We start from the raw sequence: 26161 nt of genomic DNA on the forward strand, positions 1-26161 counted from the left end.
CTCCACACTATTCTAATTAATCATATAAAACTCTGCTTAATACTTCCTGCTGGACATCTGGATCTAGATTCACAAATATTGCACTAAAGCCGCTAACACGTACTATTAAATTTGGATATAATTCTGGATGTATCACAGCATCCTCTAAAAGCCCCTTATCTACTACAGTTACCATTAACTGACATCCACCTTTTCTAAAGTAAGTCTTGAATAAAGATTTAATTTTTTCCCTCTCTTCTTTAAAAATTCTTGGAGTAAACTTAATATTTTGCACTGAGCCCCCATGATATTTAGGATTAAATTTAACAAGTGAATTTAAAAGAGCTGTAGGCCCTGATTTATCTGCCCCACCTTGAGGATTATTAGCAGGATTCATATACATTCCCTTAAGCCTTCCATCTAAAGATGCTGCTGTCCTTCTTCCCCATTCGGTATTTAGCTGATTATTACTAATAACAATTAAATAATAATCCATCCCAACTCTTTTTCCTCTGTCTCTAATCCCTTTAGCAACATATTCATATAAATCTACTGCTAAATTATCAACCCTATCTAAGTCATTTCCATACTTATCACTATTAAGCAAATCCTTTCTTATCCTTTCGTAGCCTTCAAAATTAGCTAGAGCAGCTTTATTTAATTCTTCTAAACTATACTTTTTGTCCTCATAAACTAACTTCTTAATTGCATATAATGCATCTGAAGTATTAATATTTCCATAAGTTTCATTGGTTCCACCTAAATATCTAACTCCACCATCTAATAGGGCTTTTCCTCTTGAAATACAGTCATCCATTAAAATGCTGCTAAAAATAAAGGAAACTTCTTTATTCATTAACTTATAAGAATAGGCTTGAGCTTCAGCTGATAGGTCAAAATAATAATCTAATAACTGAAGATATTGATTATATAAGTCATCAAAAGTCTTAAATTCTGATAAGGGTCTTATTTTAACCGGTCCTGATTTTAATTTATTATCCATTGGATCTATTCCCTGATTTAATACAATAGTTAATAATTTCAATAAATTTATACATGTATTTGGAGTTCCAGTACTTTGTCCTTGTATTACAAATTCACCACAGCCAAAGGGAACATACTGTTCTGCAGTTTTTTCATCTACATCCATTGCATACATAACTGACGGAATATTTACATCATCATTATATAAGGTTGGGTAAGTTACTCCTTCTCCCAAGCTATCCAAAGCCAAATCTATAATATCCTCTGGAGTTTCTTTAGAAAATCTTAAAGTAAATTGAGGCTCAACATACTTGCATTCTCTAGTAACCCTTATAGCTAATCTTGTAAATAAATCAGCAGTTTCAGGATTCCTTCTTCCCTTTCCTCCTACGATTATTCTCCCATTTACAGTAGTTCTTCTATTTTCAATTAAAGTCCATAGAGACCTCATATAACTTATTGCTTCTTCTTCAGTTATTACATTATTATCCAAATCATTTTTTAAAAATGGTCCTAAATAATCATCTAGCCTGCCGTAATTTATTACTCCTGCTAGAAGTGCATAAAGCCAAAATAATTGCATTGCTTGATGAAAGGATTTCGGTTTGTCTTTTTTTATTATTTCCAAGCTTTCATATATAAGCTTCAATTCTTTTTTTCTTTTAGTGTCAGCAGTTTTTATCTTTCTTTTTACCATGTCCTTTAAATATTCAACACAGTCAACAAATAAGTCTAAAGCCTTTAAGGAAGCAATATAAAAATTGTTATTCTTATCCTCTTTTAAATGCTCCTCTATTAAAGCTCTCAAGCCTCCAATTCCTAAATCTAACAGCTTATGATAATCTAACATCATTCCACTTAATCTAGCTGTTGCAATTAAGGGATATTCACAATCTATAAAAGCGCCTATTATATTTTCCTGTAGTACATCATTACAATATAAGGCTTTAGTATCATTTTTAAGCCAATATTCATAAAGCTTATCTATTCTCTTTTTTATATTTTCATCTTCAAACTTATTTTTAAAGTCTAATAATTTACTAAAGACACAGTAATGTCCAACACCACCAATAGAAGTAACTGAACCAAAGCCAATAGGAAGAAAATCTAATCTTCCTATAATTTTGTCACAATCTTCTATTTCTCTAAAAAGTGTAGGATATAATACCTTTAAACATTCAATTTCCCTTAATTCCTTTGCTAAACCGGCAGTGGCTTTATGAACTTTTGTATAAGTCTCCATTATTTCTAATTGTACTATTAAAGGCTTTTCGCAAGGAAGCTTTTTGCTTACTTCAGCATTTTGAGGTGCATTTACATTTAATTTAGTCATTAATGCTTCCTCCTTTCAGCTTCTCTCCAATTTTCCTTATAACCACTCATAAGATCAACAAAACGTTTGGCCGTTAAATGAGGTCTTGTAATTGCACTTCCAACAACAACTGCATGAGCACCTAAATACAAGGCTTTTATGGCATCTTCAGGACTATAAATATGTCCTTCCATTATTACATAAGCCCTATCTTTAAAATCCCTGCACATTCTAGCAAATTCCCTAAAGTCAGGCCCCTCTATATTTTTTGTTTCTTCTGTATATCCATATAAAGTAGGTGCTACTATATCGGCTCCTAATTCTATTGCCCTTTCTGCCTCATCATAAGTAGATATATCAGCAAAAATAATAGCTTCAGGGATTTCTGCCTTTAATTTTGGAAGTAATTCATATGCCCTAGTTTTTTCATGAGTAATTTGGCTTGTACAATCAAGAGCTATAATTTCTGCACCTGCTTCCCAAACTTCTTTAGCTGCTTCTAAAGTAGGAGTAATAAATACATCTGTATCCTCATGCCATATTTTATATAAGCCTATCACCGGTAAATCAACCTTTTCTTTAATTGCTCTTATTTGTTCTGGTGAGTTTGCCCTTATTCCAACCGCCCCTGCCCATTTTGCAGCTTCTGCCATTTTTACAACAATATCCTCAGTATATATTGGATCATCCTTTTGTACCTGGCAAGATACTATTAAACCGTTTTTTAATGCTTCTAATAATTCTTTCTTTTTATCTCTCATATTCCAATCTCCTTTGTAATTTTTTCCATTTTATATTTATATTATAATCTAATAATATTTCATTTTCAATCATATTCTTTCATTTATTTGCAATCATATTCAACTATAAACATAAAAAAAAGGATCCTTTAACAATAGGCTAAAGAATCCTTCAATTACTTTTCTTTATTTTAAATAAATATAAAATTTTCTGGTATTTCTAATTCAGTTGAAGAAGAATTACAAATAATTTTATCAAATTCATCTAAGCTTTTAAATTTAAAAAAACCTCTTTTATCTAACTTACTTGAATCTATTAGTAAATAACTATGCTTTGAATTTTCCATGGCAATAGTTTTCATTATAGGACTTTCAACTTCAGTAGTATAGCTAATTCCAGCCTCTAAATCTACTCCTGAACAGCCAATAAAAGCATGATCAAAATGAAAATTTTTCAGCATATTTTGAGCAATTGGCCCTACACTCATGCCATAATAAGGTAGATATAAGCCTCCAATAAGAAAAATTTCAGCATTTACATTATTTATTATCTTACTCATTGCCAAATTACTATGAGTAACTATCTTTATTCTCTTTTCTGATAAATACCTAATTAAAGGTACTAAGGTTGTTCCACCATCTATAAAAACACAATCGCCATCTTTAACAAATTGAGAGGCATAAATTGAAATCTTATTTTTTTCTTCGTAATTTAATGAAATTTTTTCATTCATTGTTAATTCTGCATTATCTAACAATGGATAATTTTCATCAGTTATTGTAGCTCCTCCAAGAACTCTTTTTAACTTTCCTTCTTTTTCTAACTTCTCAAAATCCCTTCTAACCGTTGCCTCAGATATATTTAATTGAGCGGCTATTTCCTTTAAATTAACAACTCCCTTTTTATTTAACTCATTAATTATAAATATTTTCCTTTCAGATGCTATCATATAATTCCCTCCCAATAAGGAAATTATAATTCATTCCTTTAACAACTTCAATCAAATAATTTCATTTATTTTCAATTATATATAATCTATTCCATGTATCCACCCTTCATTGGTGAAACAGCTCTATCTGAATATAGTTTTAATATTCCAGATTCATATTTATTTTTTCTAGCCTTCCAACTCTCTTTACGTTTATTTAAAATTTTCTCAATTTCTTCTAAAGGCATTCTTTCTCCATTTACTCCTACCATTTGAAGAATTCTATTTTCAATATCTATTTCTATTAAGTCGTTTTCTTCTACTAAAGCAATTGGCCCTCCCTCTGCAGCTTCTGGGGAAACATGTCCTATTGCTGGCCCCCTAGAGGCGCCAGAAAATCTTCCATCAGTAATTAATGCAATACTAGCAGCTAGTTCTTCATCTGAAGAAATTGCTTCCGTAGTATAAAACATCTCTGGCATCCCACTTCCCTTTGGGCCCTCATATCTAATAAATACAGCATCACCAGGTTTAATTTTTTTAGTTAATACTGCTTCTATTGCTTCTTCTTCACTATCAAAAGGCCTTGCCTTAAGTATAGCCTTATGCATCTCCTTTGGAACTGCTGAATGTTTAACAACTGCACCATCTGGAGCAATGTTTCCTCTTAATATTGCAATAGCTCCATTCTTTCCTATTGGATTAGTATATGGTCTAATAATATCTTCTTTCTTTAGTCCAGTTTCTTTTAAATATTCATAACATTTTTCATAATATCCATTTTTCTTTAGATCTTCTAAGTTTTCTCCTAAAGTTTTTCCTGTTACTGTCATTACATCTAAATGTAATAGTTCTTTAAGCTCTTCCATTATTGCTGGTACACCTCCTGCATAATAGAAATATTCTGCAGGCCATTTACCTGTTGGGCGGATATTTAATAAATATGGCGCATATCGGTGAATTTTATCAAAGGCTTCAGCATCCAATTCTATTCCAAATTCATGGGCTATAGCTGGAATGTGTAAAAGTGAATTGCTAGAACCAGAAATTGCAGCATGTATAATTATTGCATTCTCAAAAGATTTTGCTGTAACAATGTCCCTTGCTCTTAAATTTTTTTTAGCTAATTCTACTACTTGTTTACCTGCTTCAATTGCAACTTTTTCTAAATCTTCACAGTTTGCAGGCATTACTGAACTTCCTGGCAGCATTAATCCTAATGCTTCAGCCATAATCTGCATAGTTGCTGCTGTCCCCATAAAGGAACATGAACCAGCCGATGGGCAGGCATTATTTTTATAATATGTTAATTCCTCCTCAGTAATTTCTCCTCGTCTTTCCATAGCACTATAAGTTCCTATTTGCTCTAATGTCAAAAGATTTGGACCAGCTTTCATTACTCCACCAGTAACAACAATTGATGGTATATTAATTCTTCCAATTGCCATTAAATGAGCAGGAACCCCCTTATCACAACTAGTGATAAATACTCCTCCATCAAAAGGGGTTGCATTGGCATGAATTTCGATAAGATTTGAAAGGGCATCTCTTGACGCTAAGGAATAATTTATTCCATCATGTCCCTGAGCCATTCCATCACATATGTCTGTTGCAAAAAACCTTGATGCCTTTCCTCCCTTTTCTCCTACTCCCTTTACTGCATTATTTACAAATTTTAATAAATGCACGCTGCCTGGGTGGCTGTCACCAAAAGTACTTTCAATTATTATTTGTACTTTTGATAAATCTTCTGATGTATATCCCATTCCTCTACGAAGAGGATCCATTTCTGGAGCTATTTTTCTTATTTCTTGACTTATCATATTATCCTCCCATATTAAATAAGGGGCTGCTTAATTGCCCCTATATTTTTATTACTTAAGCTCTGGCCAATAACCTTTATTGGCTTCAATTAACTCATCTAAAATATCCTTTGCTACTTTAGCACTTGGTACCGTCTTTGATAAAGTTAATGCTTGCCATAATTTTAAGTAACTTCCTTCTATCCATGCTTCAACTACTAATTTTTCAACTGCTACTTGTTGTTCCATTAATCCTTTTTGGAATCTTGGTATCTCACCTTGAACTAATGGCTCAGGACCATTACTTCCTACAATACAAGGAACTTCAACCATTGCTGTTGGATCAAAGTTTACTATAGCACCTTTATTTTCAACTATGCATAACATTCTTTCATGAGTGTTATATGCAATTGCTCTTGCTAAATCAACTATAAATGTAGCATGGGAATCTATATGGAATTCTCCTCCCTTTGCTGTTCCTTCTTTAATTATTTTTTTTGCTGCTTCAAATACATTCTTTTCTCTACCATTCATTACTTCATTAGCTCTTGTAAACTCTGGATTAGAATGTTCAACAACATAATCAGGATATAAATAATATTTTAAATAAGTATTTGGTAAATAATTTGGGTCTAAGGCTATTAAATCTTTTGCTTTTTTATGAGTTTCCTGCCAGCTTGGTTCTGTATGTTGAGTATCAACTTCAATTTGATTTAAATAACCGTGTTCTTTAACATATTCTATTAATTTTGGCATTAAATCATTTCCTTCTTTATCCCTTACACTTGTCCACCATCCAAAATGATTTAATCCAAAGTAGTTAACTTCTAAATCAGCAGGAGTTAAACCAACTATTTGAGACATACGACGTAAAGTTCCTACAGGCATATCACAAATATTTAAAACCTTTGAATTTGGTTTTAAAACACGACAAGCTTCAGCAACTATAGCTGCAGGATTTGAATAATTTAACATCCAGCAATTTGGAGAATATTTTTCCATATAATCTATTAATTCTAACATTCCACCTATAGATCTCATTCCATAAGCAATTCCTCCAGGTCCGCAAGTTTCTTGTCCAACAACTCCATACTTTAATGGAATTTTCTCATCCTTTTCACGCATTTCATATTTGCCAACACGAATATGAGCCATACAAAAATCTACATCAGTAAAAGCTTCTTCTGGATCTACTGTATAAGAAAATTCTATTTCTGGTGCATTTTCCTTTAATAAGATTTCTAAAGCTTTACCTATAATTTCTTGACGTTCTTTATCATTATCATATAATTTTAATTTTCTTAGTGGAAATCTATCTAAATTATCTAGTAACATCATTACTATTCCTGGAGTAAATGTACTTCCTCCACCTGCTATTACTACTGAAAATTTTTTATCTTTATTCATAAGCTTAATCATCCTTTCTTGGTTCTTTAAAAGATTTTTAATTTCTTCTTCTTATGTGCTTATTATAGAAAAGTAATATTCCCTAGTAAACCTTTTTAAGCCTTATAAAAACATGTTACTTAAGCTTGTAACCTGTTTCCTTACTATAAATTTTCATAATAAAAGGGACCATATTTTAATGCCCCTTTTATTAATAAAAATATCCTTAATTTGCTTCTATTCCAAGATATTCATCTACACTCTTTCTTACTCCATTTACTCTTAAACCATAAACAACCTGTACATTATCCCCTTTAATAATTACTCCATTAGCTTGAGTTTCTTCTTTTAATAAAGCAATATCAACCAATGATGAATCTTTTACAATTAATCTTAATCTCGTATAACAGTTATCTACTTTTACAATATTATCAGCCCCGCCAAGTCCTTTAACTATTACGGATGCTAATTCTTCTGAAAGCCTTTCTGTTTCCTTTTTCTCTTTGTAATCTTTCTTTGTATAAAGTTTTGTTTCTCCCTCTTCTTCTCTTCCTGGAGTCTTAAGATTAAACTTAGTTATTACAGCTCTAAAGATAAGGTAATAAACTACAAACTGTCCTAAGCCTATTAAGATAAACATTGGCCAACCTGTTTTTTCTATTCCAAGAGGTACATTATATAATAAGAAATCTATAAAACCATTTGGACCTATTGCTCTAATTCCTAGTATATTTAATACAACCATTCCTGCACCGCTTAAGAATGCATGTAATGCAAATAGTATTGGTGCTGCAAACATAAATGAGAATTCTATTGGTTCAGTAACTCCCGCTAATATAGAAGTAACTGCTGCTGGAATTAATATAGCTTTAATCTTAGTCTTATTCTTTGGTAATGCAGTATGATACATTGCTAAGCATGCACCAATTAAACCAAACATCTTTGAAAGTCCTCTTGCATCCCAAATTACTGATGCAGAAAGTTTTGCTATTGTTGGATCTGCCATTTCTGCAAAATAAATATTTCTTGAACCTTCTAACACTTGACCGCCAATTTCAGCAACTCCACCTAAAGAACTATATAAGAACGGAGTATAAACTAAATGATGTAAGCCAGTTGGGATTAATAGTCTTTCTAAAGTTCCATACACGAAAATTCCTAAATTACCTGCATTTTGAATAAATGTTCCTGTGCTGTTAATAAATTTTTGTACAAACGGCCATACAAAACTAAAAACTACAGCTAATAAAACAGTTACTGGAATAAGAATAATAAATACTAATCTTGTTCCTCCATATATTTGAAATGCTCCATTGAATTCCTTTTCACAATATTTATTATGAACATATGAAACAACTATCCCTAAAATAATTCCTAAAAATACTCCCATATCAAGTACTTGAACACCTAATACAGTTGTTTGTCCACTTCCTCTTAATGCATCTGCTGGTACTAATTTTTCAGTTAAAGTTAAAAATATATTCATTGCATTTATAAATACTAAAAATACTAATAATGATGTAAATCCAGCTTCTGCTTTCTTCTTTTTAGCTAATCCTACAGATAATCCTACACAAAAAATAATACCTAGATTTGTTAAAATTGAAACTAATGAGCCTGATAGCATTTTTCCTAGTCCAAAAACTAGATCGTTTTGTAAAAATGGTAAAACTTCTGCTAACTTTGCATTTGTTAAAATATTTCCTAAAGCAATTATTATACCTGCTATTGGTAAGATTAGTACTGGCACAAACATTCCCTTAGAAAAGTTTTGTAATTGGTTCATTATCTTTTCTTTCATTTTTTTCCCTCCATTTATTTAAATAAGAAATCATTTACAAGCCATATTATAAATAGCGAAATCTTATATGTATATAGATTTTGCCTTCAAAAAAACGTGTTACTCAATTAGATAACACGTTACTCATTTTTAATACTCTTTTTTCTTTTATAATACTCATATACTAATAACTCAACTAATACCAATACCTTTGGAAAAAATGTATTTGGCATTAAATTTCTATCATCTAATTTATTAGCATCTTCAATTTTAAAAGATATATCTGCAAGTTTGCTTATACTATTTTCACGTTCATTTGTAAAAGATACTACCTTAATTCCATAATCTTTTGCAGTTATTACCTTATTTAAAACCATTGGAGTTTCCCCTGATTTTGATACTACAATAATACTGCTAATATAATCTAAATTATTTTCAAAAACCCCAATAGAATCTGTCCCATTTGAAAAAATACACCTTTTTCCCATAACTAAAAGTTTTTTATTAATATATTCAGCTATAATTCCAGAAAAACCATTTGCATATATAAAAATAAATTTATTATCATCTTGAAATAATAAGTCTACAAGACTATTAATAGCCTGTGTACTATTTTCCTTTAGTAGACTATCCATATTTAAACTATTAACAAAATCACTTTCATTTAAATTATCACTTATTCCATTCCTCTTTATAGAGGCTAAATTATACTGCATTTCTAAGAAACCTGAATAGCCAAGTTTCTTTGCTAACCTCATAATTGTTGAAGTAGAAGTAAAATTTTCTTTTGCAACTCCTCTTACCCCTAATTTATTTACTTCATTAATGTTATCTATTATATAATTTAAAACATTAATTTCTGTTTCAGTAAGATTCTTATTTTCGATAAGTTTTGATAAATCCATTATATTTCCCCCTAATCTCCCAAATTCATAGCCCCAATAAAGGCTAATAGAAAAAATTTAATTAATTTCTAAGAGCTTATATAATATTTCTTAAAAGCTGCCAAAAGCTTAATTTTAACTTGGGAACTTTTTATATTTAATTATCTCCTTTAATAGCCATAAAGTCAAAAATTTTATTCATATTATAATGTCCATAATACCAAAAATCTGCTTCTAAAGCTGCATCTTTTGGGCTAATTATTTCATCAATGATTATTTCTTCTTTGCCTTCTTTATTTCCCTTCATGAGTGAAAACTTATTATTTCTGTCTTTTCTTATAAAAGTAAATTCCTTATCACTTAGGTATTTAGGCCAAAAGTCAAATCCATCTTTAGAATTTGTAAGTTTTATTATTTCATTATTTTCTAAATTAACCTCATATATATTTTGATTATTAGATGCTTCCCACTCTTGCATCTCTTCCATGGATGGTGAGGAAGAATAAATTATTTTATTTCCATCCTCAGAAAAACTAGGTGTCATTGCTGCTTCATTTTCTTTAGTAATTTTTATAAAATTGTTATTCTCAACATTTAAGACTCCTAAAGTTTTATTTAAGTTCATAAATCTAGAGGATCCATTTATTAAAGCAATAAGATTATTCTCCTTAGGTGATACATCAATCATATCATTATAGGTAAGAACAATTATATTCTCATTTTTTATCTCTTTAAATTCTTTAGTTACAGAATCATAAATTCCTATAGGAACTCCATCTGCCGTAATTGAGGCTGAATTAGGTCTTAGCCATATTATTAACTTTGTACCATCTTTTGAAATTGCTGCAATAGCGGGATTTAATCCTAATCCATCATTCTCTAAACTTGCAGGCTTATAAGGCACAATCATATTTTCCTTTTTTGTATTTAAATCTAATTCCACAATCCCTAATGGCATTGGATAACTGTTTTCATCAGTCATTCCTTCATTTTTTAGTCCATAAATAGTATTATCTTTTCCTAAAGCTAATTGTAAATAATATTCCTTTTCTGCTTTAATATCATTAACTGATTTATTATTAACATCAAAAAGATATAAGCCTCCTGTATATTTAGAAAAAAGTAAATTTCCTTCATCATCCCATGCATAAGAAGCTACTTTATCACTTACTTTAAAACTTTCTTCATTATTTTTGAAATTTATTTTTACAACAAATAAATCATTATTTTCATTTTTAAAAGCCACATAGCCCTTCATTGATATTAAAGGAAATTTATAATTTTCGCCTTCCTTAAGCAAAACTTTTTCCTTGGGATTATTTACATTAACTGCCCAAAGTCCATCTTTTTTAACTACTACTGCAGTATTTACATTCTTATTCATTATTGGAAGGGCCAATATAAAGTTACTAATAAAAAATAATATAATTCCTAGAAAAAAAATTCTTTTAAACGAATTTTTCATTTGTAAAACTCCTTTTTAATTAAAATAACTCTTCATCATCTTCTATATTTATTATTTCTGCATCACAATTTTCCTCTATAAAACTAATAATATTTTCCATTATTGAAGATATTTGAGCAGATGATCCACAAACTGCTGCAATCCCAATAACCAAGATTTGATGAATATCCTGCTCAGCAACTTCACTTACTGAAATATTAAATTTATTTTTTAATTTTTGCATTATACTTTTAATAACCATTCTCTTTTCCTTTAAGGAGTGAACCCAGGATGCTCTTAGGGTAACGCGCATTATTAATATTCTCATAATTTTCTCCTATTCTTTTTTCAAATTTCCATTATTTTATTATTCCAAAAAATTTTTTAAATATTTATTTTATGCTTAAATATTCCTTTATTCTTATCTTTATTATATAGCTTATTACTAAATAATAATTCAATAGTTATTATATAAAAATTCTAAAATTTTATGGTTAATTATGAATAATAACTATTGAATAAGCTCATTTTATATGGACAAACTATTTATGAAATAAATTTTAAGGAGGTAAAAAACTATGGCCTATGCAATAGATAAGGATTTGCATGATAAAGCAAAGAAAATGCTAATTGCTGGAGAATCCTATGATAAAATTATGGATGAAACTCATTTAAGATTAAAAGATTTAAAAAGAATTGAAAGAAACGAAATAATACCAAACTTTAAATAATAAAAAGTTTAAATTAAACAAAAGGAAGATTTTCCATTGAAAGAAAATCTTCCTTTTTAATATATTATTTAATGGTAGAATTATATTAAATTTAAAATTTTCAATATTCTAAAAACAATCCTTAATCTATACATTTTAAACTGTAAATTTGACTAAACAAGGCTTAGTCAATAAGTCCTTCCCTTACTAAAAATTCATTAGCAACAAGCTTTGGATCTTTTCCATTTACATCAACTTCAAAGTTTAAAGCCCTCATTTTTTCATCTGTAATCCTTCCAGCTAATAAATTTAATACCTCTTTTAACTCAGGATATTTTTCTAAAGTATCAATCCTTATAAGAGGCGCAGCATAATAAGGCGGGAAGAATTGCTTGTCATCTTCTAATATAGTCAAGTCAAATTTATCAATTAAACCATCTGTTGTAAAAGCATCTATTAAGTCAGACTCCTTATTAATAAGAGCTGTATATCTTAAAGCTCCATCTACAGGACTGATCTTCTTAAAGTTTAAATCATAAACTTTTTGCAAGCCAAGAAGACCATCTTCCCTGTTTGCAAATTCAATGGTAGGTGACATTAATAAATCCTGTGAAATTCCATTTAAATCTGAAACTTTCTTAAGCTTGTATTTTTCTGAAATTTCCTTAGTTGTAGCTATAGCATAAGTATTATTAAAACCTAATGGTTCTAAAAATTGTAATCCTAATTCCTTCTTAAATCTTTCTTCAACAAAATTATAAACCTTATCTGGATTTGTCTCACCATCATTAATGTTTAATAAATTAACATAAGCCGTTCCAGTATATTCAACATATAAATCTATTCCTCCAGCCTTTAAAGCTTCAAAGGCTATTTGAGTTCCACCAAGATTTAATTTTGTCTCTACATTAATATCAGTTTTATCTTCAATTAAAATATCTAAAACATTACCTAAAATAAGCTGTTCTGTAAAATTTTTAGATCCTATTACAATTCTTTTGCCTCCTTTATTAAAAGGAAGATTAGCCGTTAATAAAGCAATAACTAAAACTGCTGCTCCTATTCCTGATATAATTAATTTCTTCTTGCTATTTTTTGAATTGCTCTTAACCTTCATTGTTCCATCAGCTCTTTTTATACCCTTTGGCGCAACTGCAAGTTCTATCTTTCCAGTAATCCAGTCCATAAGCAAGGCTAATATAGCTGCTGGAATAGCCCCAAATAATATTAAGTTATTATCAACAGTTTGAATCCCTGAAAACACAAGATATCCCAAGCCGCCTGCTCCAACAAAAGCAGCAATGGTCATAAGACCTACAGCTGTTACTGCTGAAATTCTTATTCCTGCCATAATTACCGGCATAGATAGAGGAATCTTTACTTTTTTTAGAGCTTGTCCCTTTGTCATTCCTATACCCGTTGCCGCCTCTATAATATCTGGATTAATATTAGTAATTCCTGTATAGGTATTTTTTATAATTGGAAGCATTGAATATAGCACAACCATTATAATAGCTGGCGTTGATCCAATGCCTGTTAATGGTATTAAAAAACCTAATAAAGCCAAACTAGGTATAGCTTGTACTAAATTTGCAAATCCAATTACTGCTTTAGCAAGCTTTTTATGATTTGTAATAAATATTCCTAGGGGAACCCCAATAATAACTGCTATTAATACTGCTACTATTGTTAAATTTACATGCTTCAGCAACAATGAAAATATTTCTTCTTTTCTTGCTGCAAGATTTATTAAAAACTCCCTCACTAGTTATCCCCTCCTTGTTCTATATATTGACTGCTAAGTACTGAGATTAAACTGCTTCTTGTTATTAATCCTAAAAGTTTCCTATTTTTATCACAAACTGGTAAATAACCTCTTTTTAGCTTATTAAAAATTTCTAATAAATCAGGTAAGCTTATATTTTCAGTAACAAATTCAGGATTTTTTCTCATTACATCCTTAATCAATAGAGATTTATCCTTTAAATTTTGTATATCTTCTAAAGTAATATATCCTTCCAGTTTCTTTTCTTTATCTACAATTAATAAACTATCAACCTGCTTATCCCTCATAATTTCTCTAGCTTGAAGTAAATTTCTGCTTCCTGATACTGAGATTGGCTTTGATATCATAACATCTTCCGCCCTAATAAATTCTGGTTTACTCCAAATCTTATTTTTACCTATAAATTCTTGAACATAATCTCCGGCAGGATTTTTTAGAATATTTTCTGGAGTATCATATTGAATTATCTTTCCTTTTTGTAAAATACATATTTTGTCTGCAATATTTATGGCTTCATCCATATCATGAGTTACAAATACTATGGTTTTATTAAATTCCTTTTGAATATTAAATAACTCTTCTTGAAGCTCTGCCCTAGTTATAGGGTCTAAAGCACTAAAAGGCTCGTCCATTAAAATTATTTCTGCTCCAGCAGCAAATGCTCTAGCAACTCCTACTCTTTGCTGCTGTCCTCCACTTAACTCTGCTGGATATCTGTCACTATATATTTCTGGATCTAATCCAACCATATTTAATAATTCAATTGTTTTTCTCTCTATTTCATCAATAGACATACCAATAAGCCTTGGAATTACTTCTATGTTTTCTTTTACTGTCATATGTGGAAACAATCCAGTTTGCTGAATAACATAACCTATGCTTCTTCTTAATTCAATTGGATCCATTTTATAAATATCTTTACCATTAATTAAAATTTGACCATCTGAAATTGGAATTAATCTATTAATCATCTTAAGCAAGGTAGTCTTTCCTGATCCACTTGCTCCAATTAGTACTACTAATTTTCCCTTCTCAATTGTAAGGTTAAAGTTGTCTATTACTGTATTTTTCTTATATTTCTTTTTAACATTTCTAAATTCTATCATAATACCACCCCTTTAAAACAACTTAATATTATCACCAAGTTGTTACTTTTGTCAAGTTGTTTGTTTTTTTCTGTAAATTCACTTATATTATTTGATTGACATTTCACAAAGCATTTGTTTATATTATTATTTAGAAGTAATTTATTAACCCTCGGAGGAAAAATGATGACTACAGCAATTCCTACATATAAAAAAATTGCCTTAGATATTGCAAATAAAATTAAAAATGGAGCTATTCAAGAAGGTACAATTTTACATGGCCGCTCTATTTTAGCCAGTAAATATAATGTATCTCCTGAAACCATAAGAAGGGCCATTATGCTTTTAGAAGATATAGAAGCAGTTAAAGCTATTAAAGGTAAGGGGGTATTGGTTGTTTCTAAAGAACAGGCAGTCTCCTTTTTAAAAAGAAATCAATCAATTTCAAGTATGAAAGATTATAAAACAAAAATTCAAAATCTTTTAGAAAAAAGAAAAGAAATAGAAGATGAATTATTAAAATCTATTAATGGAATTATAGATTACTCAAGTAGATTTGACGAAGTAAATGCAATTGTACCAATAGAATTTACAATTCCAGAAGATTGTATTTATATAGGAAAAACCTCAGCAGAAATTAAGTTATGGCAAAATACTGGAGCAACTTTAATTGCAATTAAAAGAGATGATAAATTAATTATATCTCCAGGTCCTTACATAACAATAGAAGGTGGGGATGTATTTATTGTAGTTGGAAATGATGAAATAAAAACTTCTGTTCCAGACTTTTTATTTGCAAAAAAATAAAACAGTTGCTAAAGGACATATGTCCTTTAGCAACTGTTAATTAAATTATTCTATTTTATGACCTGTCTTTTCTATAGATTTTTTTATATCTTCTTGGTTTGCAGGTTCATTATAAATCACTTCTACAGAACCTCTTGCCTTATCAACACAAACTTTATTTACTCCCTCTACTTTTTCAAGAGAGTTTTTAATTTGTGTTTTTATATTTTCATTTGCAATTCCATTAACCTGACAATGAAATCTTTCCATACTATATCTCCTTTCATTTTTAATTCAAATATAGTATGTCCAAATATAATTAATCTATTTCTATGAACTTTCTTAAACTAGATAGAATATTTTCCTCATTATCTTCACAATCTATTCCACCTATAGATATACTTGGTTTAGTCTTTCCATGAAAATCACTTCCACAGGTTAAAAATAAATTATGTTTTTTAGCAAAATTTTTATAAAACTCTACTTGTTCCTTGCTATGATAGCTGCTATACACTTCCATGCCCTTTATTCCTTGAGAAATAATTTCTTCTAATAATGTTTCATCTTCTTTTACATTATTTCCTGGATGAGCTAAAACTGGAACGCCTCCGCTTTTCTCAATAACTTCGATTGCTTCTTTTAAACTAATGTATTTAACTTCTGCATAAGCAGCTTTACCTTTTGCACAAAAATCCCAATAAAAATTAACATAAGGATTATCGCTTCTAGAACCATTTTTGTAATAAGGCTGTAATAAAGGATTTTTCTTATCCTTATCATATAACATTGCGGCCTCAGCAATCATTTCTCCATTTACTACACCATTTCTTGATAATTTTTCTATTATTTCATCTGAAAAATCTATGCCTAACTCACGAACTAATTTCATACGTTTTTTAGAAGCTTCTTGTTCCTGCATTATTATATCTTCTTCTATTTTATCAAAAGCTGATGTTTTATAATCTATGCCATAGCCTAAAACATGTAAATTTACTTCACCAATAGTACAATCTAATTCAATTGCCGGTATTATTTTAATTTCTTTATCAAGACAATAATCCATAGCTTCCTCAATAGCTTTAATAGAATTATGATCAGCAATAGCAAAGTATTTTTGCTTTTTTTCTAAACATAAATCAACTAATTCTTTTGGGCTAAATTCTCCATCATCACTAATATATGAATGCATGTGTAAATCAATATAACTCATCTTAATTCTCCTTTATAAAAATTATTATTCTTTATAACTTTCTAATTCCTTTAATGTAATATGCTTAATGCCAATTTCAAAATCCTTATTAATTTCCTTAGAAATAATTATTTCAGGTATCATTACTCTTTCTATTTCTGAATTGCAATTATTTGTAACTTCCTCAATTATAGTTTCATCTATCTTATCGTTATAAACTACAATAAGATCTGGATTATACATACAATTAAAAGACAATATAGTTTTCGCAATTATTTCTCTTATTTTATTGAGATTATAGTCAAAACTTTCCCAATAAATTTTGTTATGAGGAAGGTATTTTATTTCTCCTGCAAGCCCATTTCTACCTTTATGAATTTTCCCATTAATATATATGCCGGCACCAGGTGGATAATTATTAGGAAAATATATTCCTATGGCAGTTTTTTTTGTAGAAATATTATTAGAAAAACAGTAGCCGGCTATTGCTAAATTAATATCATTTTCTATTAATACTGGAATATTAAATTTTTCTTTTATATAAGAAGTGAAGAAAGTATTTTCTAATTCTTTATAATCACTAATTAACAGCCTTCCATTTACTTCTACTACAGGCATGCCAAAACTGATTATTCCTATATTAGGATACTTTATTGTCATGTCTTCTATTATATTATCAAAGCTGTAAATATCTATTTCTCTTATTACTTTTTCATACTTTTCGATTATTTCCCCATACAAATTAACAACAGCTATATAAGCAGTATTTTCTCCATTATATTCATTCATATAAATTATCAAAGCTAATTTATATTCGCTATTAAATTTATAAGATACCGCTGGTCTTCCTCCTCCAGAAGGAAGCATTTCTCCTTCTATTATTTCTCTATTTTCAAGAAGATAATTTACTAGGGAGTTAATTGTAACTACACTTAATCCTGTTAATTCTGATAGTTGAGGTTTGGTTGCTACTCTTTTTTCCTTAAGAACCCTTCTTAATATATTTAAATTACCTGCTTTTATTAGGTTAATATTCTTGCCCATTCAACACCTCCTAAGTTTATAAATAAACTTTATTAAGAAACTTTATAAAGCTTCTTAATTAAAGTATAGAAAGCATTCTATACTTTGTCAATTCTTTATTTTCCTATACATAAAATATGGGATGCCATAGGCACCCCAAAAGATATTTTATATTTACTAAATTTCTATTTTAAGCTTTTCTTCTACGGAAATATTTTTACTTTTTATTAGATAAATTGATGCAAATACACCAATTGTTCCTAATATTATAAAAGCAATATGAACTCCCCTTGTGATAATTGCTTCAGGAACTAATTCTGGTATAATACTCGATGCTAAATTATTTACAATATGCATTAAAACAGCCGGCCATATAGATTTTGTCTTATAAACTGCATATCCAAGTAATATTCCCATTAAGGTAGCATAAGCACTTTGAATTAAATTAAAATGGAAAAGTCCAAATAATATTGCTTGTATAATAATTGTCCAAAGTACTGAAAATTTTTTGATTAATGTTTTATAAATTAACCCTCTAAATATTAATTCTTCTACAAAAGGACCTATTATTCCTACTGATATTATTACAATGAACATATTACCTTGAGTTATTGGGGAAAGAGTTTCTTCCATTGTAGCAAAATGCTCTGCTAATAATCCTGCTTCTTGAATTATACTTAAAACACCCGAATCAAATAACCAAATACTTAGTCCTAATATAATTGCAATAATCATATTTAAATTATTTGATTTTATAAATTGCAATTCTTCTTTAATATTTTTCTTTCTTACCCTATAAATTATTAAAATTGTAACTGCGGTTATAATGTTATTTAATATAAAAATAATACTCATAGAACTTCCAATATAATTTTCAATTCCAAGAATATCTACTTCACTTCCACTTGATAAGCTTGTTGCTGCATATATAAAACCAATAACCATTCCAGCAATACCAGATACTACTACTTGAATTACTAAAACTAATAGCAAATATCCTATTGCTGCAAAAAAACTTTTAAATTTTCCTTCATCTTTTCACTACCTTTCATTATCATATTTATTATTCCATTTATTAAATTTGCAACTTATATTAGTATACCTTATTTTTCCATAAAATTCTATATTCTTGTAGAAAATATATTTTTGCTCAAATATCTAATTTTATAGTAAATAAAAAAAGCCCAAAGGGCTTATAAAAAATATCGATGGTATTACTACCATCGATATATAAAAACTTTATACACTTTCTAATTCTTCTTTTACATAGTTAGGCAAAGCAAAGGCGCCTATATGAAGATCTGTATTATAGTATTTAGTCTTAATTCCGAAACAATTCCACTCATCTGCTTTAAGATCAGCTACAGGATCGTATTTTTTAGAAGCAAATCCAAACAACCAATGTCCTGAAGCATAAGTTGGCATATGAAATTGATATACCTTAGCAATTGGGAAATTATTTTTAATCTTGCTATGAGATCTCTTCATTTCGCGGCGATATTCATCATAGTATGGACTTTCATGTTGATTTATTAAAATTCCATCTTCAGAAAGAACTCTATAACAGTTTTTATAGAATTCATGAGTGAATAATCCCTCTCCTGGTCCAATTGGGTCTGTAGAATCTACTAAGATTAAATCATAACTTCCTTCTTTTGCATCTCTAACAAAAGCAAGACCATCTTCAAAGTATAATTTTAATCTATCATCATTATCTAACTTACAAGCTGTACTTGGCAGATATTTTTGGCATAGCCTAACAACTCTTTCATCTATTTCAACCATATCTACTTTTTCAATTGTATTGTATCTTAATATTTCTCTAGCAGTACCACCATCACCGCCACCAATAATTAATACCTTCTTAATATTAGGGTTTACTGCCATAGGTACAGCAGTAATCATTTCATGATAAATAAATTCATCCTTTTCTGTAAGCATTATTAAGCCATCTAATGTAAAGAATTTGCCAAAGGTTTTTGTATTGAAAAAGTCAATTTTTTGAAATGGTGTTTCCTCACTATAAATATGTTCATCTACTAACATTGAAAACTTTGCACCTTCTGAAAGTTTTTCTGAATACCATAAATCTAACATTCTGTTCCTCCTTACATATCTTTCATTATTTATATAAATATTAAGGTTATAATCATATATCCTTTAATAAAAAAACTATAAAATTTACTGTTATAGGGGGGTATTAGATCCATAAAATATTTCGTCCATTTCCTTCTTAAGCTTTTTAGTTATATGATTTATCTCATTTATAGTTAATTCATTTTTAGTGTATCCAAATAAATAATTATCTAAATCAAACTCTTTTAATTTAAATTTGGTATGGAAAATATTCTCTTGATATATATTAACATCTATCATATCATACTTTTGACTTATGCTTTTAGGAATATAATTCTGTATAGAATTAATCTTATGATCTATAAATATTTTTTTCCCTTTTATGTCTCTTGTAAATCCTCTAACTCTGTAATCAACCGTCATAATATCAGAATCAAAGGAATGCACTAAATAATTAAGGGCCTTAAGAGGCGATATCTCTCCGCAGGTTGATACATCTATATCTGCTCTAAAAGTGCAAATTCCATCATCTGGATGATATTCTGGATAAGTATGAACAGTAATATGACTTTTATCCAAATGAGCCAATATAGTTTCTGGTAGCGGTCCTGGTTCATTGCTAGTATTACTAGCCTTTGTAATTTCACTAGTTTCTTCCATGGGATACTCACACACCAAAATTGTAACACTTGCCCCTTGTGGGTCATAATCCTGCTTTGCAATATTAAGGATATTAGCTCCTATAATATTAGTAACATTCGTAAGAATTTCTGTTAATTTTTCTGCATTATACTGTTCATCTATGTATTGTATATATGCTTCTCTTTCTTGTGGTGTTTTTGTATAACATATATCATACATATTGAAAGATAAGGATTTTGTTAAATTGTTAAAACCATGTAATTTTAATTTCTTATTTCTATTTATAGACAATTTATCTAATCAGCCTCCTAATTATAAATTTTTGTTAAATTAATTCTATACATACAACACTAATATTAATATGTAGATCAAAATATTTCAATAAAAATATTTTGATTATTAAACAATTTTTTGAGGAATTATTTTACTAACAAAAGGCTGCAAGATTTATTGCTTGCAGCCTTTTTATTCTAATATTCTATTATTCAGAAATTACTTCTATTTTATCTCCTGCTTTAATTCTTCCACCCTTTATAACTCTTGTAAATATGCCTTCCCTTGGCATAACACAATCTCCAACTAATTTACGAATATTGCATCCTGTATGACATTCTTTACCTATTTGAGTAACTTCTTGAATAGTTTCACCAATCTTAAGCTTTGTTCCAATAGGCAGCTCATAAAGAATAATTCCTTCTGTAGTGAGATTTTCTGCAAATTTTCCATTATAAAATTTATCTCCCTTTAAAGATTTCATCTTATTAATACTTTCAAGTCCTAAGAGACTCACTTGTCTATGCCATTTTCCTGCATGAGCATCTCCTTCTAGACCAAAGTCTTCAACAAAGTTTCCTTCAGGAATTGATCTTTTAGGAACTCCTTTAATATCGCTAATATTTACTGCTACTACCCTTCCCATTTAAAGTATATCTCCATTTCTTAAATATTCTCCTGATTTTCCACCTGTTTTCTTTACTAATCTTATGTTATCAATAATCATTTTTTTATCAATAGATTTGCACATATCATAAATTGTAAGGGCAGCTGTAGAAACAGCTGTTAAAGCTTCCATTTCCACTCCTGTTTTTCCTGTAGTCTTAGCTTCAGCCTCAATATGAATAGCAGATTTTTCTTCATCAAACTTAAAGCTTAAGTCTACTCCATCTATAAAAATATTATGACACATAGGAATAAGTTCACTTGTCTTCTTTGCTCCCATTATTCCAGCAACTTGAGCAACAGCTAAAACATCTCCCTTTTTCATATGTCCTTCTTTAACCTTAATTAAAGTTTCCTTACTCATATATATTGTTCCTCTTGCAATAGCAACTCTTTTAGTTTCATCTTTTCCTCCAACATCTACCATTCTTGCTTTGCCACTTTCATTAAAATGCGTAAACTTCATCTTATCCTCCTATTTGATACATTTCCCTATCTATTGGTTTATAATCTTCCTCATTTATATGGTGTTCTTTTGGTTTAACTCTTATTGCCTTTGCTAAAATTGGAATAATATCTTTATCTTCCCTTAGTGCTGATTTTATATCTATTTCCCTATTTGAATGAAGGCATGGCTTTATTTTCCCATCTGATGTTAATCTAAATCTATTACATTTTGAACAAAAATTATGACTTATAGGATTAATAAGTCCTATCTTTCCCTTTGCTCCCTCAAGCTTATAATACTTAGCTGTAGAAAACTCATCTTTACTTACTATAGGTATTAAATTAGGAATTTTCTGCAATACAGTTTTACTTGATAAGAATTTTTCATGAAATTTTAATCCATTTATTCCTATTGGCATTAACTCAATAAATCTTACCTCAATCTCCTTATCTATGGTTAAGTTTACAAAATCTTCTATTTCATCATCATTAAAGCCTTTTATTAATACTACATTTAACTTGATTGGATTTAACCCTGCTTCTTTAGCTGCTTCTAATCCTTCTAAAACATCAGATATTTTCCCATCTCTAGTTATATTTTTATATCTATCTTCCTTTAAAGTATCAAGACTAATATTTACTCTCTTTAATCCTGCTTCTTTTAGGGCTTTTCCCAGCTGTTTTAATAAAGTTCCATTTGTAGTCATAACTACTTCCTTTATTCCTGCTATACTAGATATTTTGTTGACTAAATCTACAATACCTTTTCTAACTAATGGTTCTCCTCCAGTAAGTCTAATTTTATTTATACCTAGTTCTGCTGAAGCTCTGACTACTTTTTCAATTTCTTCAAAAGTAAGTATATCAGAATGGCACTTCTTATTTACTCCTTCTTCAGGTATACAATATTTACATCTTAAATTACATAAATCAGTTACAGATATTCTTAAATAAGTTATTTCTCGACCTTCCTTATCCAGCATAACTAATCCCCCATTCTTATATTTACAGGACCAGGCTTTTAAATATATAAAAAACACTTAAAGGTACATATAAATTTAACCTTGATAATTACTATAATAGATATTATAGACAAGCTTCTCTTCCCTTACAATCTTTTTATTAAAAATCATCTCTTTCTAAAAACCCTATCTATTGATATAAAGTTACTTTTATATTAATATTTGAATAAATGTATAAATATTAATTTAAATTTATTTTAAGGACGGTGTTAGCATTGTTTAAGGTAGGTATTATAACTGCTAGTGATAAAGGATATGCTGGTGAAAGAGAAGATAAAAGTGCAGAAACTATTAAGGAAATCTTATTAAGAAATAATTATAAACTGTCATATTATAAAGTTCTTCCTGATGATAGAGAAATGTTAAGTAAGGAAATGATAAAATTATGCGACGATTTAAAGCTTGATTTAGTATTAACTACAGGAGGAACAGGATTTTCCCCTAGAGACTGGACGCCTGAAGCAACCTTAGATATAATCCATAGGCAGGTTCCTGGAATTTCTGAAGCTATGAGGGCTTATAGCATAGCTATTACTCCTAAAGGAATGTTAAGTAGAGGAGTTTCTGGAATTCGTAATAACACCTTAATTATTAATCTACCTGGAAGCCCAAAGGCTTGTAAAGAAAACTTAGAATATATTATTCCTACATTAAAACATGGCTTGGAAATTTTAAAAGGCAAGACTGCAAACTGCGCTGAGCCAATCCATAATTTATAAAGTGCCGCTCTCAATTAAAATTCAATCTAGATCATTTAATTTATAATAGTAGGGAGTAATTCAACTTTTTGAATTACTCCCTAAATTAAATTTTAACTAGCTAAATTCATCTAAAACTCTTCACTGTGAACTATAACTTATATAGGATTATTTGTAATCTCTTTCTCTTGCTAATGCTTCTTCCCTTATTTCCTGTCTAAGCCCCTCTAATGTTTGCTCTCTTCTTTTATTTTTTTCTCGTAAAGTTTCTTTCATTTTCTCGTCTGATGTTTTTTCAATCATTTCTTCAGCACGATGCATATTTTCGATAGTATTACTAATATTTTCTTGAAGTCTTTCAACATTATCTCTTCTATCATCTGGATTATGTTTCATTATAATTCTCTCCTTTCAGGTAAAGTTTTTAGCAGTTTTTTAGGTGATTATATAGACAACCACTTTCACTATTATTTTGGATTAAAAAATCTATATTATTCAGTAATAAGCTATTAAAAGCTTTACCTTTAAAGAGAAAATTTATATACTTAACATATTAAAGTTAATCTGCCTACTTGCTTCTTCTACTTTCTCAGGTAAAATATCAATAATCTCTTCTAAATCATCTTTTGAAATTCCTAATTCATCCATTACTTTTTTATTAAAAACGTGTTTTGTGTTAATTGCTAATAAATTTTCATAATATACATTACTTATTGAATCTGCTATGCTTAATATATAAACTTCTTCTTTATACTTCTTTGCAAGAAGAGGTCTATGATGATATTCTACTATAGATCTAATATCATCAGGTAATTCAAATCTAATACATTGCCATCTTCCAGCATCTTCATGAGTAAAACCATTCATAACTATTCTTTCGGCAATTATTTGATGCATTCCTTTCCTTTGTTTTTCCATAACCTTATCAATCAAGTCTGGAACACATACATCTAATACAACTACACCTAAATCATGAATTAATCCATAAGCAAAATATTTATATATATCTGCCTTATTTAATTTTTCAGCTATTAAATTTGCTGCAACAGAAGTTCCTAAGCAATGCTTCCAATACTTATCTCTATCAAGTTGTTTAGATTGTCCTAAATTATCTGGCATTATAGATTTAACAAGATGGGCTATCACTAATTTTTCAACCGTTTTCAATCCTAAAAATTTAATAGCATCTGATAAGGATTCTATCTTTCTTAATAATTTAAAATATCCAGAATTAATATTAATAAGTATTGCTTCTTTTAAATTAGAACATCTATTTATTACATATGAAAACTCTTCAATATCTAAAGTATCAGTATTTTTTAACATTTTTATTATTTCTGTAATTTCTTTATTAATAGTAGGTATTTTATTATTATTTTCCAAAATATCCAAAATTTCTTCAGGTCTCATGCAAATTCCCCCTCATCGCTCTTCTAAATTAAATATATCATCAATACTATAACCTTTTCAACATAAAGTATAAATATCATACATATTATTGCCGGCAACTATTTCTTGCATAATTAAGAATAGTTTTTTCACTATTGTAAAAACTATAATGAATTTTATTTTAAGGGCAGGTGATTTTGTGTTTAAAAAAATTTGTATTTTTTTAATAAGCTTTATTCTGATTTTAAATATACCTATAAAAGAAAAAGCAGCTACAGAAAAAGACTATGAAACTCAAATGAAACAAGATATTTTAATTCTTATGTTAGCTTATCCTGAACATATTGTTAATGTAGAAAAAAGTAATGATAAAGTTTTTTGTGTTACTAAGTCTGGCAGAAAAATTCTCTATGATGACAAAATAGAAAAAAGTTATGAGCAAAAACTAGCTAATCCTGATCTTCAAGATATGCTTGAGCAAAATTACCCTCTTGAAAAAAATAATACCCTAATGGATAAGAACTTTGATCCTGGTAGAATTAGACATTATGAACTATTTAATGAAGTTTATGGAAATTCAAAGAGAGAAATTGAAAAAAACTTAACCAATTTAAAATATGGATATACTAATTATCAATTTAATAGTCAAAATAATGCTAATACATCTTTAGAGGCAGCTTTGAAAGAAATAATTCCTCTAGCTAAAAGCAGAAATGATATAGGAGCAATTCTTTATCCTGCTAGTGGAACTTATAATTATAGGGTTATCGCCGGAACTGGCAGGCTAAGTCCTCACTCCTATGGAATAGCTATTGATTTAAAATCAGATAAAAAAGATTATTGGAAGTGGAGTTCTAAAGAACAAGGTGAAAAAAGATTATCCGAATATCCTAAAGAATTAGTGGAAGCTTTTGAAAGGAATAATTTTATTTGGGGTGGAAAGTGGAATCATTTTGATATCTTACATTTTGAATATAGGCCGGAAATAATTTTAAAAGCAAGATGCTTTAACGATTGGGAGCAAGATAAAAAATGGTATGAAAACTCTTATTTAGAGGAAAAAGAAATAAAAAAATATATTGATAAAATAGAAGCAGCATTAAATTAAATTGAAAAACTACTAAAATAA

Annotated in this window: 26 protein-coding genes; 4 read left to right on the top strand and 22 right to left on the bottom strand. The window is 29.1% G+C overall.

From position 1 onward, the window contains the following. Positions 1–16: 16 nt before the first annotated feature. From BEN51_RS07160 to BEN51_RS07200, 9 genes are all read right to left on the bottom strand, one after another. Complete coding sequence (locus BEN51_RS07160; RefSeq protein WP_119865395.1) at positions 17–2296, bottom strand: pyruvate formate lyase family protein; 2280 nt, start codon at positions 2294–2296, stop codon at positions 17–19. After that, complete coding sequence (locus tag BEN51_RS07165) at positions 2296–3036, bottom strand: N-acetylmannosamine-6-phosphate 2-epimerase (RefSeq protein ID WP_119865396.1); 741 nt, start codon at positions 3034–3036, stop codon at positions 2296–2298. Before BEN51_RS07165 ends, BEN51_RS07160 begins: the two co-directional genes overlap by 1 nt. A 170-nt stretch (positions 3037–3206) precedes the next feature. Next, positions 3207–3965, bottom strand: a complete 759-nt coding sequence (locus tag BEN51_RS07170) for a DeoR/GlpR family DNA-binding transcription regulator (RefSeq protein ID WP_119865397.1) — start codon at positions 3963–3965, stop codon at positions 3207–3209. A gap of 86 nt (positions 3966–4051) precedes the next feature. Beyond that, a complete protein-coding gene (ilvD, locus tag BEN51_RS07175) occupies positions 4052–5767 on the bottom strand; it encodes a dihydroxy-acid dehydratase (RefSeq protein WP_119865398.1) in 1716 nt (571 codons plus the stop codon). Positions 5768–5818: 51 nt separating this feature from the next. Then, entirely contained in the window at positions 5819–7153 is a 1335-nt protein-coding gene (locus BEN51_RS07180) for a 6-phospho-alpha-glucosidase (RefSeq protein WP_119865399.1), read from the bottom strand. A gap of 205 nt (positions 7154–7358) precedes the next feature. Then, the gene (locus BEN51_RS07185) at positions 7359–8933 is read right to left on the bottom strand and encodes a PTS transporter subunit EIIC (RefSeq protein WP_119865400.1); all 1575 of its coding nucleotides are present in this window, start codon (positions 8931–8933) and stop codon (positions 7359–7361) included. Between the two features lie 119 nt (positions 8934–9052). Then, positions 9053–9817 carry a MurR/RpiR family transcriptional regulator gene (locus BEN51_RS07190; RefSeq protein WP_119865401.1) on the bottom strand — a complete coding sequence of 255 codons (765 nt, stop codon included), beginning with the start codon at positions 9815–9817 and terminating at the stop codon, positions 9053–9055. Positions 9818–9953: 136 nt separating this feature from the next. Then, a complete protein-coding gene (locus tag BEN51_RS07195; protein WP_119865402.1) occupies positions 9954–11261 on the bottom strand; it encodes a TolB-like translocation protein in 1308 nt (435 codons plus the stop codon). Between the two features lie 19 nt (positions 11262–11280). After that, entirely contained in the window at positions 11281–11568 is a 288-nt protein-coding gene (locus BEN51_RS07200) for a DUF503 domain-containing protein (RefSeq protein WP_119865403.1), read from the bottom strand. 250 nt (positions 11569–11818) lie between these two features. Here BEN51_RS07200 and BEN51_RS13810 point away from each other — a divergent pair, with 250 nt between their 5' ends. Next, positions 11819–11971 carry a hypothetical protein gene (locus BEN51_RS13810; RefSeq protein ID WP_164704093.1) on the top strand — a complete coding sequence of 51 codons (153 nt, stop codon included), beginning with the start codon at positions 11819–11821 and terminating at the stop codon, positions 11969–11971. 163 nt (positions 11972–12134) lie between these two features. Here BEN51_RS13810 and BEN51_RS07205 read toward each other — a convergent pair whose 3' ends face one another. Both BEN51_RS07205 and BEN51_RS07210 read right to left on the bottom strand, forming a co-directional pair. Then, positions 12135–13715, bottom strand: coding sequence for an ABC transporter permease/substrate-binding protein (locus BEN51_RS07205; protein WP_119865404.1), 1581 nt, complete (start codon positions 13713–13715; stop codon positions 12135–12137). After that, positions 13715–14842: an ABC transporter ATP-binding protein gene (locus BEN51_RS07210; protein WP_119865405.1), complete on the bottom strand. Its 1128-nt coding sequence runs from the start codon at positions 14840–14842 to the stop codon at positions 13715–13717. The genes BEN51_RS07205 and BEN51_RS07210 overlap by 1 nt, the downstream gene beginning before the upstream one ends. Before the next feature lie 162 nt (positions 14843–15004). Here BEN51_RS07210 and BEN51_RS07215 point away from each other — a divergent pair, with 162 nt between their 5' ends. Continuing rightward, positions 15005–15628, top strand: coding sequence for a GntR family transcriptional regulator (locus BEN51_RS07215; RefSeq protein ID WP_119865406.1), 624 nt, complete (start codon positions 15005–15007; stop codon positions 15626–15628). A gap of 45 nt (positions 15629–15673) precedes the next feature. Here the strand turns inward: BEN51_RS07215 and BEN51_RS07220 are convergent, their stop codons facing one another. The 9 genes from BEN51_RS07220 to moaA form a co-directional block, all read right to left on the bottom strand. Continuing rightward, positions 15674–15877 carry a heavy-metal-associated domain-containing protein gene (locus BEN51_RS07220; RefSeq protein ID WP_119865407.1) on the bottom strand — a complete coding sequence of 68 codons (204 nt, stop codon included), beginning with the start codon at positions 15875–15877 and terminating at the stop codon, positions 15674–15676. Positions 15878–15926: 49 nt separating this feature from the next. Further along, positions 15927–16817, bottom strand: a complete 891-nt coding sequence (locus tag BEN51_RS07225; protein ID WP_119865408.1) for a PHP domain-containing protein — start codon at positions 16815–16817, stop codon at positions 15927–15929. A 24-nt stretch (positions 16818–16841) separates the two neighbouring features. Then, positions 16842–17840, bottom strand: a complete 999-nt coding sequence (locus BEN51_RS07230) for an ROK family protein (RefSeq protein WP_119865409.1) — start codon at positions 17838–17840, stop codon at positions 16842–16844. A 156-nt stretch (positions 17841–17996) separates the two neighbouring features. Further along, positions 17997–18812: a CPBP family intramembrane glutamic endopeptidase gene (locus BEN51_RS07235; protein ID WP_236906189.1), complete on the bottom strand. Its 816-nt coding sequence runs from the start codon at positions 18810–18812 to the stop codon at positions 17997–17999. A gap of 246 nt (positions 18813–19058) precedes the next feature. Further along, on the bottom strand, positions 19059–19916 hold the full coding sequence (speE, locus tag BEN51_RS07240; protein WP_119865410.1) for a polyamine aminopropyltransferase: 858 nt from the start codon (positions 19914–19916) through the stop codon (positions 19059–19061). A 90-nt stretch (positions 19917–20006) separates the two neighbouring features. Continuing rightward, entirely contained in the window at positions 20007–20756 is a 750-nt protein-coding gene (gene speD / locus BEN51_RS07245) for an adenosylmethionine decarboxylase (protein WP_418219557.1), read from the bottom strand. A 262-nt stretch (positions 20757–21018) separates the two neighbouring features. Continuing rightward, the gene (locus BEN51_RS07250; protein ID WP_119865412.1) at positions 21019–21456 is read right to left on the bottom strand and encodes an MOSC domain-containing protein; all 438 of its coding nucleotides are present in this window, start codon (positions 21454–21456) and stop codon (positions 21019–21021) included. Further along, on the bottom strand, positions 21457–21942 hold the full coding sequence (gene moaC / locus BEN51_RS07255; protein WP_119865413.1) for a cyclic pyranopterin monophosphate synthase MoaC: 486 nt from the start codon (positions 21940–21942) through the stop codon (positions 21457–21459). A 1-nt stretch (position 21943) separates the two neighbouring features. Further along, positions 21944–22906 (bottom strand): GTP 3',8-cyclase MoaA, encoded by a 963-nt coding sequence (gene moaA, locus BEN51_RS07260; RefSeq protein ID WP_119865414.1) that lies wholly within the window; start codon positions 22904–22906, stop codon positions 21944–21946. Between the two features lie 254 nt (positions 22907–23160). Here moaA and BEN51_RS07265 point away from each other — a divergent pair, with 254 nt between their 5' ends. Beyond that, positions 23161–23664 (top strand): MogA/MoaB family molybdenum cofactor biosynthesis protein, encoded by a 504-nt coding sequence (locus tag BEN51_RS07265; RefSeq protein WP_119865415.1) that lies wholly within the window; start codon positions 23161–23163, stop codon positions 23662–23664. Between the two features lie 147 nt (positions 23665–23811). Here the strand turns inward: BEN51_RS07265 and tlp are convergent, their stop codons facing one another. After that, positions 23812–24039, bottom strand: a complete 228-nt coding sequence (gene tlp, locus BEN51_RS07270) for a small acid-soluble spore protein Tlp (protein ID WP_119865416.1) — start codon at positions 24037–24039, stop codon at positions 23812–23814. A gap of 141 nt (positions 24040–24180) precedes the next feature. After that, a complete protein-coding gene (locus BEN51_RS07275; RefSeq protein WP_119865417.1) occupies positions 24181–25053 on the bottom strand; it encodes an HDOD domain-containing protein in 873 nt (290 codons plus the stop codon). Positions 25054–25201: 148 nt separating this feature from the next. Here BEN51_RS07275 and BEN51_RS07280 point away from each other — a divergent pair, with 148 nt between their 5' ends. After that, a complete protein-coding gene (locus BEN51_RS07280; protein ID WP_119865418.1) occupies positions 25202–26140 on the top strand; it encodes a M15 family metallopeptidase in 939 nt (312 codons plus the stop codon). The last annotated feature ends 21 nt before the right edge of the window (positions 26141–26161 follow it).

The organism is Clostridium isatidis, assembly GCF_002285495.1.
Lineage (GTDB): Bacteria > Bacillota > Clostridia > Clostridiales > Clostridiaceae > Clostridium > Clostridium isatidis.

What these genes read in the sequence shown, in the direction of transcription:
- BEN51_RS07160 (WP_119865395.1), bottom strand. Translation starts at nt 2,296, where the DNA reads ATGACTAAATTAAATGTAAATGCACCTCAAAATGCTGAAGTAAGCAAA.
- BEN51_RS07165 (WP_119865396.1), bottom strand. Translation starts at nt 3,036, where the DNA reads ATGAGAGATAAAAAGAAAGAATTATTAGAAGCATTAAAAAACGGTTTA.
- BEN51_RS07170 (WP_119865397.1), bottom strand. Translation starts at nt 3,965, where the DNA reads ATGATAGCATCTGAAAGGAAAATATTTATAATTAATGAGTTAAATAAA.
- ilvD (WP_119865398.1), bottom strand. Translation starts at nt 5,767, where the DNA reads ATGATAAGTCAAGAAATAAGAAAAATAGCTCCAGAAATGGATCCTCTT.
- BEN51_RS07180 (WP_119865399.1), bottom strand. Translation starts at nt 7,153, where the DNA reads ATGAATAAAGATAAAAAATTTTCAGTAGTAATAGCAGGTGGAGGAAGT.
- BEN51_RS07185 (WP_119865400.1), bottom strand. Translation starts at nt 8,933, where the DNA reads ATGAAAGAAAAGATAATGAACCAATTACAAAACTTTTCTAAGGGAATG.
- BEN51_RS07190 (WP_119865401.1), bottom strand. Translation starts at nt 9,817, where the DNA reads ATGGATTTATCAAAACTTATCGAAAATAAGAATCTTACTGAAACAGAA.
- BEN51_RS07195 (WP_119865402.1), bottom strand. Translation starts at nt 11,261, where the DNA reads ATGAAAAATTCGTTTAAAAGAATTTTTTTTCTAGGAATTATATTATTT.
- BEN51_RS07200 (WP_119865403.1), bottom strand. Translation starts at nt 11,568, where the DNA reads ATGAGAATATTAATAATGCGCGTTACCCTAAGAGCATCCTGGGTTCAC.
- BEN51_RS13810 (WP_164704093.1), top strand. Translation starts at nt 11,819, where the DNA reads ATGGCCTATGCAATAGATAAGGATTTGCATGATAAAGCAAAGAAAATG.
- BEN51_RS07210 (WP_119865405.1), bottom strand. Translation starts at nt 14,842, where the DNA reads ATGATAGAATTTAGAAATGTTAAAAAGAAATATAAGAAAAATACAGTA.
- BEN51_RS07215 (WP_119865406.1), top strand. Translation starts at nt 15,005, where the DNA reads ATGATGACTACAGCAATTCCTACATATAAAAAAATTGCCTTAGATATT.
- BEN51_RS07220 (WP_119865407.1), bottom strand. Translation starts at nt 15,877, where the DNA reads ATGGAAAGATTTCATTGTCAGGTTAATGGAATTGCAAATGAAAATATA.
- BEN51_RS07225 (WP_119865408.1), bottom strand. Translation starts at nt 16,817, where the DNA reads ATGAGTTATATTGATTTACACATGCATTCATATATTAGTGATGATGGA.
- BEN51_RS07230 (WP_119865409.1), bottom strand. Translation starts at nt 17,840, where the DNA reads ATGGGCAAGAATATTAACCTAATAAAAGCAGGTAATTTAAATATATTA.
- speE (WP_119865410.1), bottom strand. Translation starts at nt 19,916, where the DNA reads ATGTTAGATTTATGGTATTCAGAAAAACTTTCAGAAGGTGCAAAGTTT.
- speD (WP_418219557.1), bottom strand. Translation starts at nt 20,756, where the DNA reads ATGTATGATATATGTTATACAAAAACACCACAAGAAAGAGAAGCATAT.
- BEN51_RS07250 (WP_119865412.1), bottom strand. Translation starts at nt 21,456, where the DNA reads ATGGGAAGGGTAGTAGCAGTAAATATTAGCGATATTAAAGGAGTTCCT.
- moaC (WP_119865413.1), bottom strand. Translation starts at nt 21,942, where the DNA reads ATGAAGTTTACGCATTTTAATGAAAGTGGCAAAGCAAGAATGGTAGAT.
- moaA (WP_119865414.1), bottom strand. Translation starts at nt 22,906, where the DNA reads ATGCTGGATAAGGAAGGTCGAGAAATAACTTATTTAAGAATATCTGTA.
- tlp (WP_119865416.1), bottom strand. Translation starts at nt 24,039, where the DNA reads ATGAAACATAATCCAGATGATAGAAGAGATAATGTTGAAAGACTTCAA.
- BEN51_RS07275 (WP_119865417.1), bottom strand. Translation starts at nt 25,053, where the DNA reads ATGAGACCTGAAGAAATTTTGGATATTTTGGAAAATAATAATAAAATA.
- BEN51_RS07280 (WP_119865418.1), top strand. Translation starts at nt 25,202, where the DNA reads ATGAATTTTATTTTAAGGGCAGGTGATTTTGTGTTTAAAAAAATTTGT.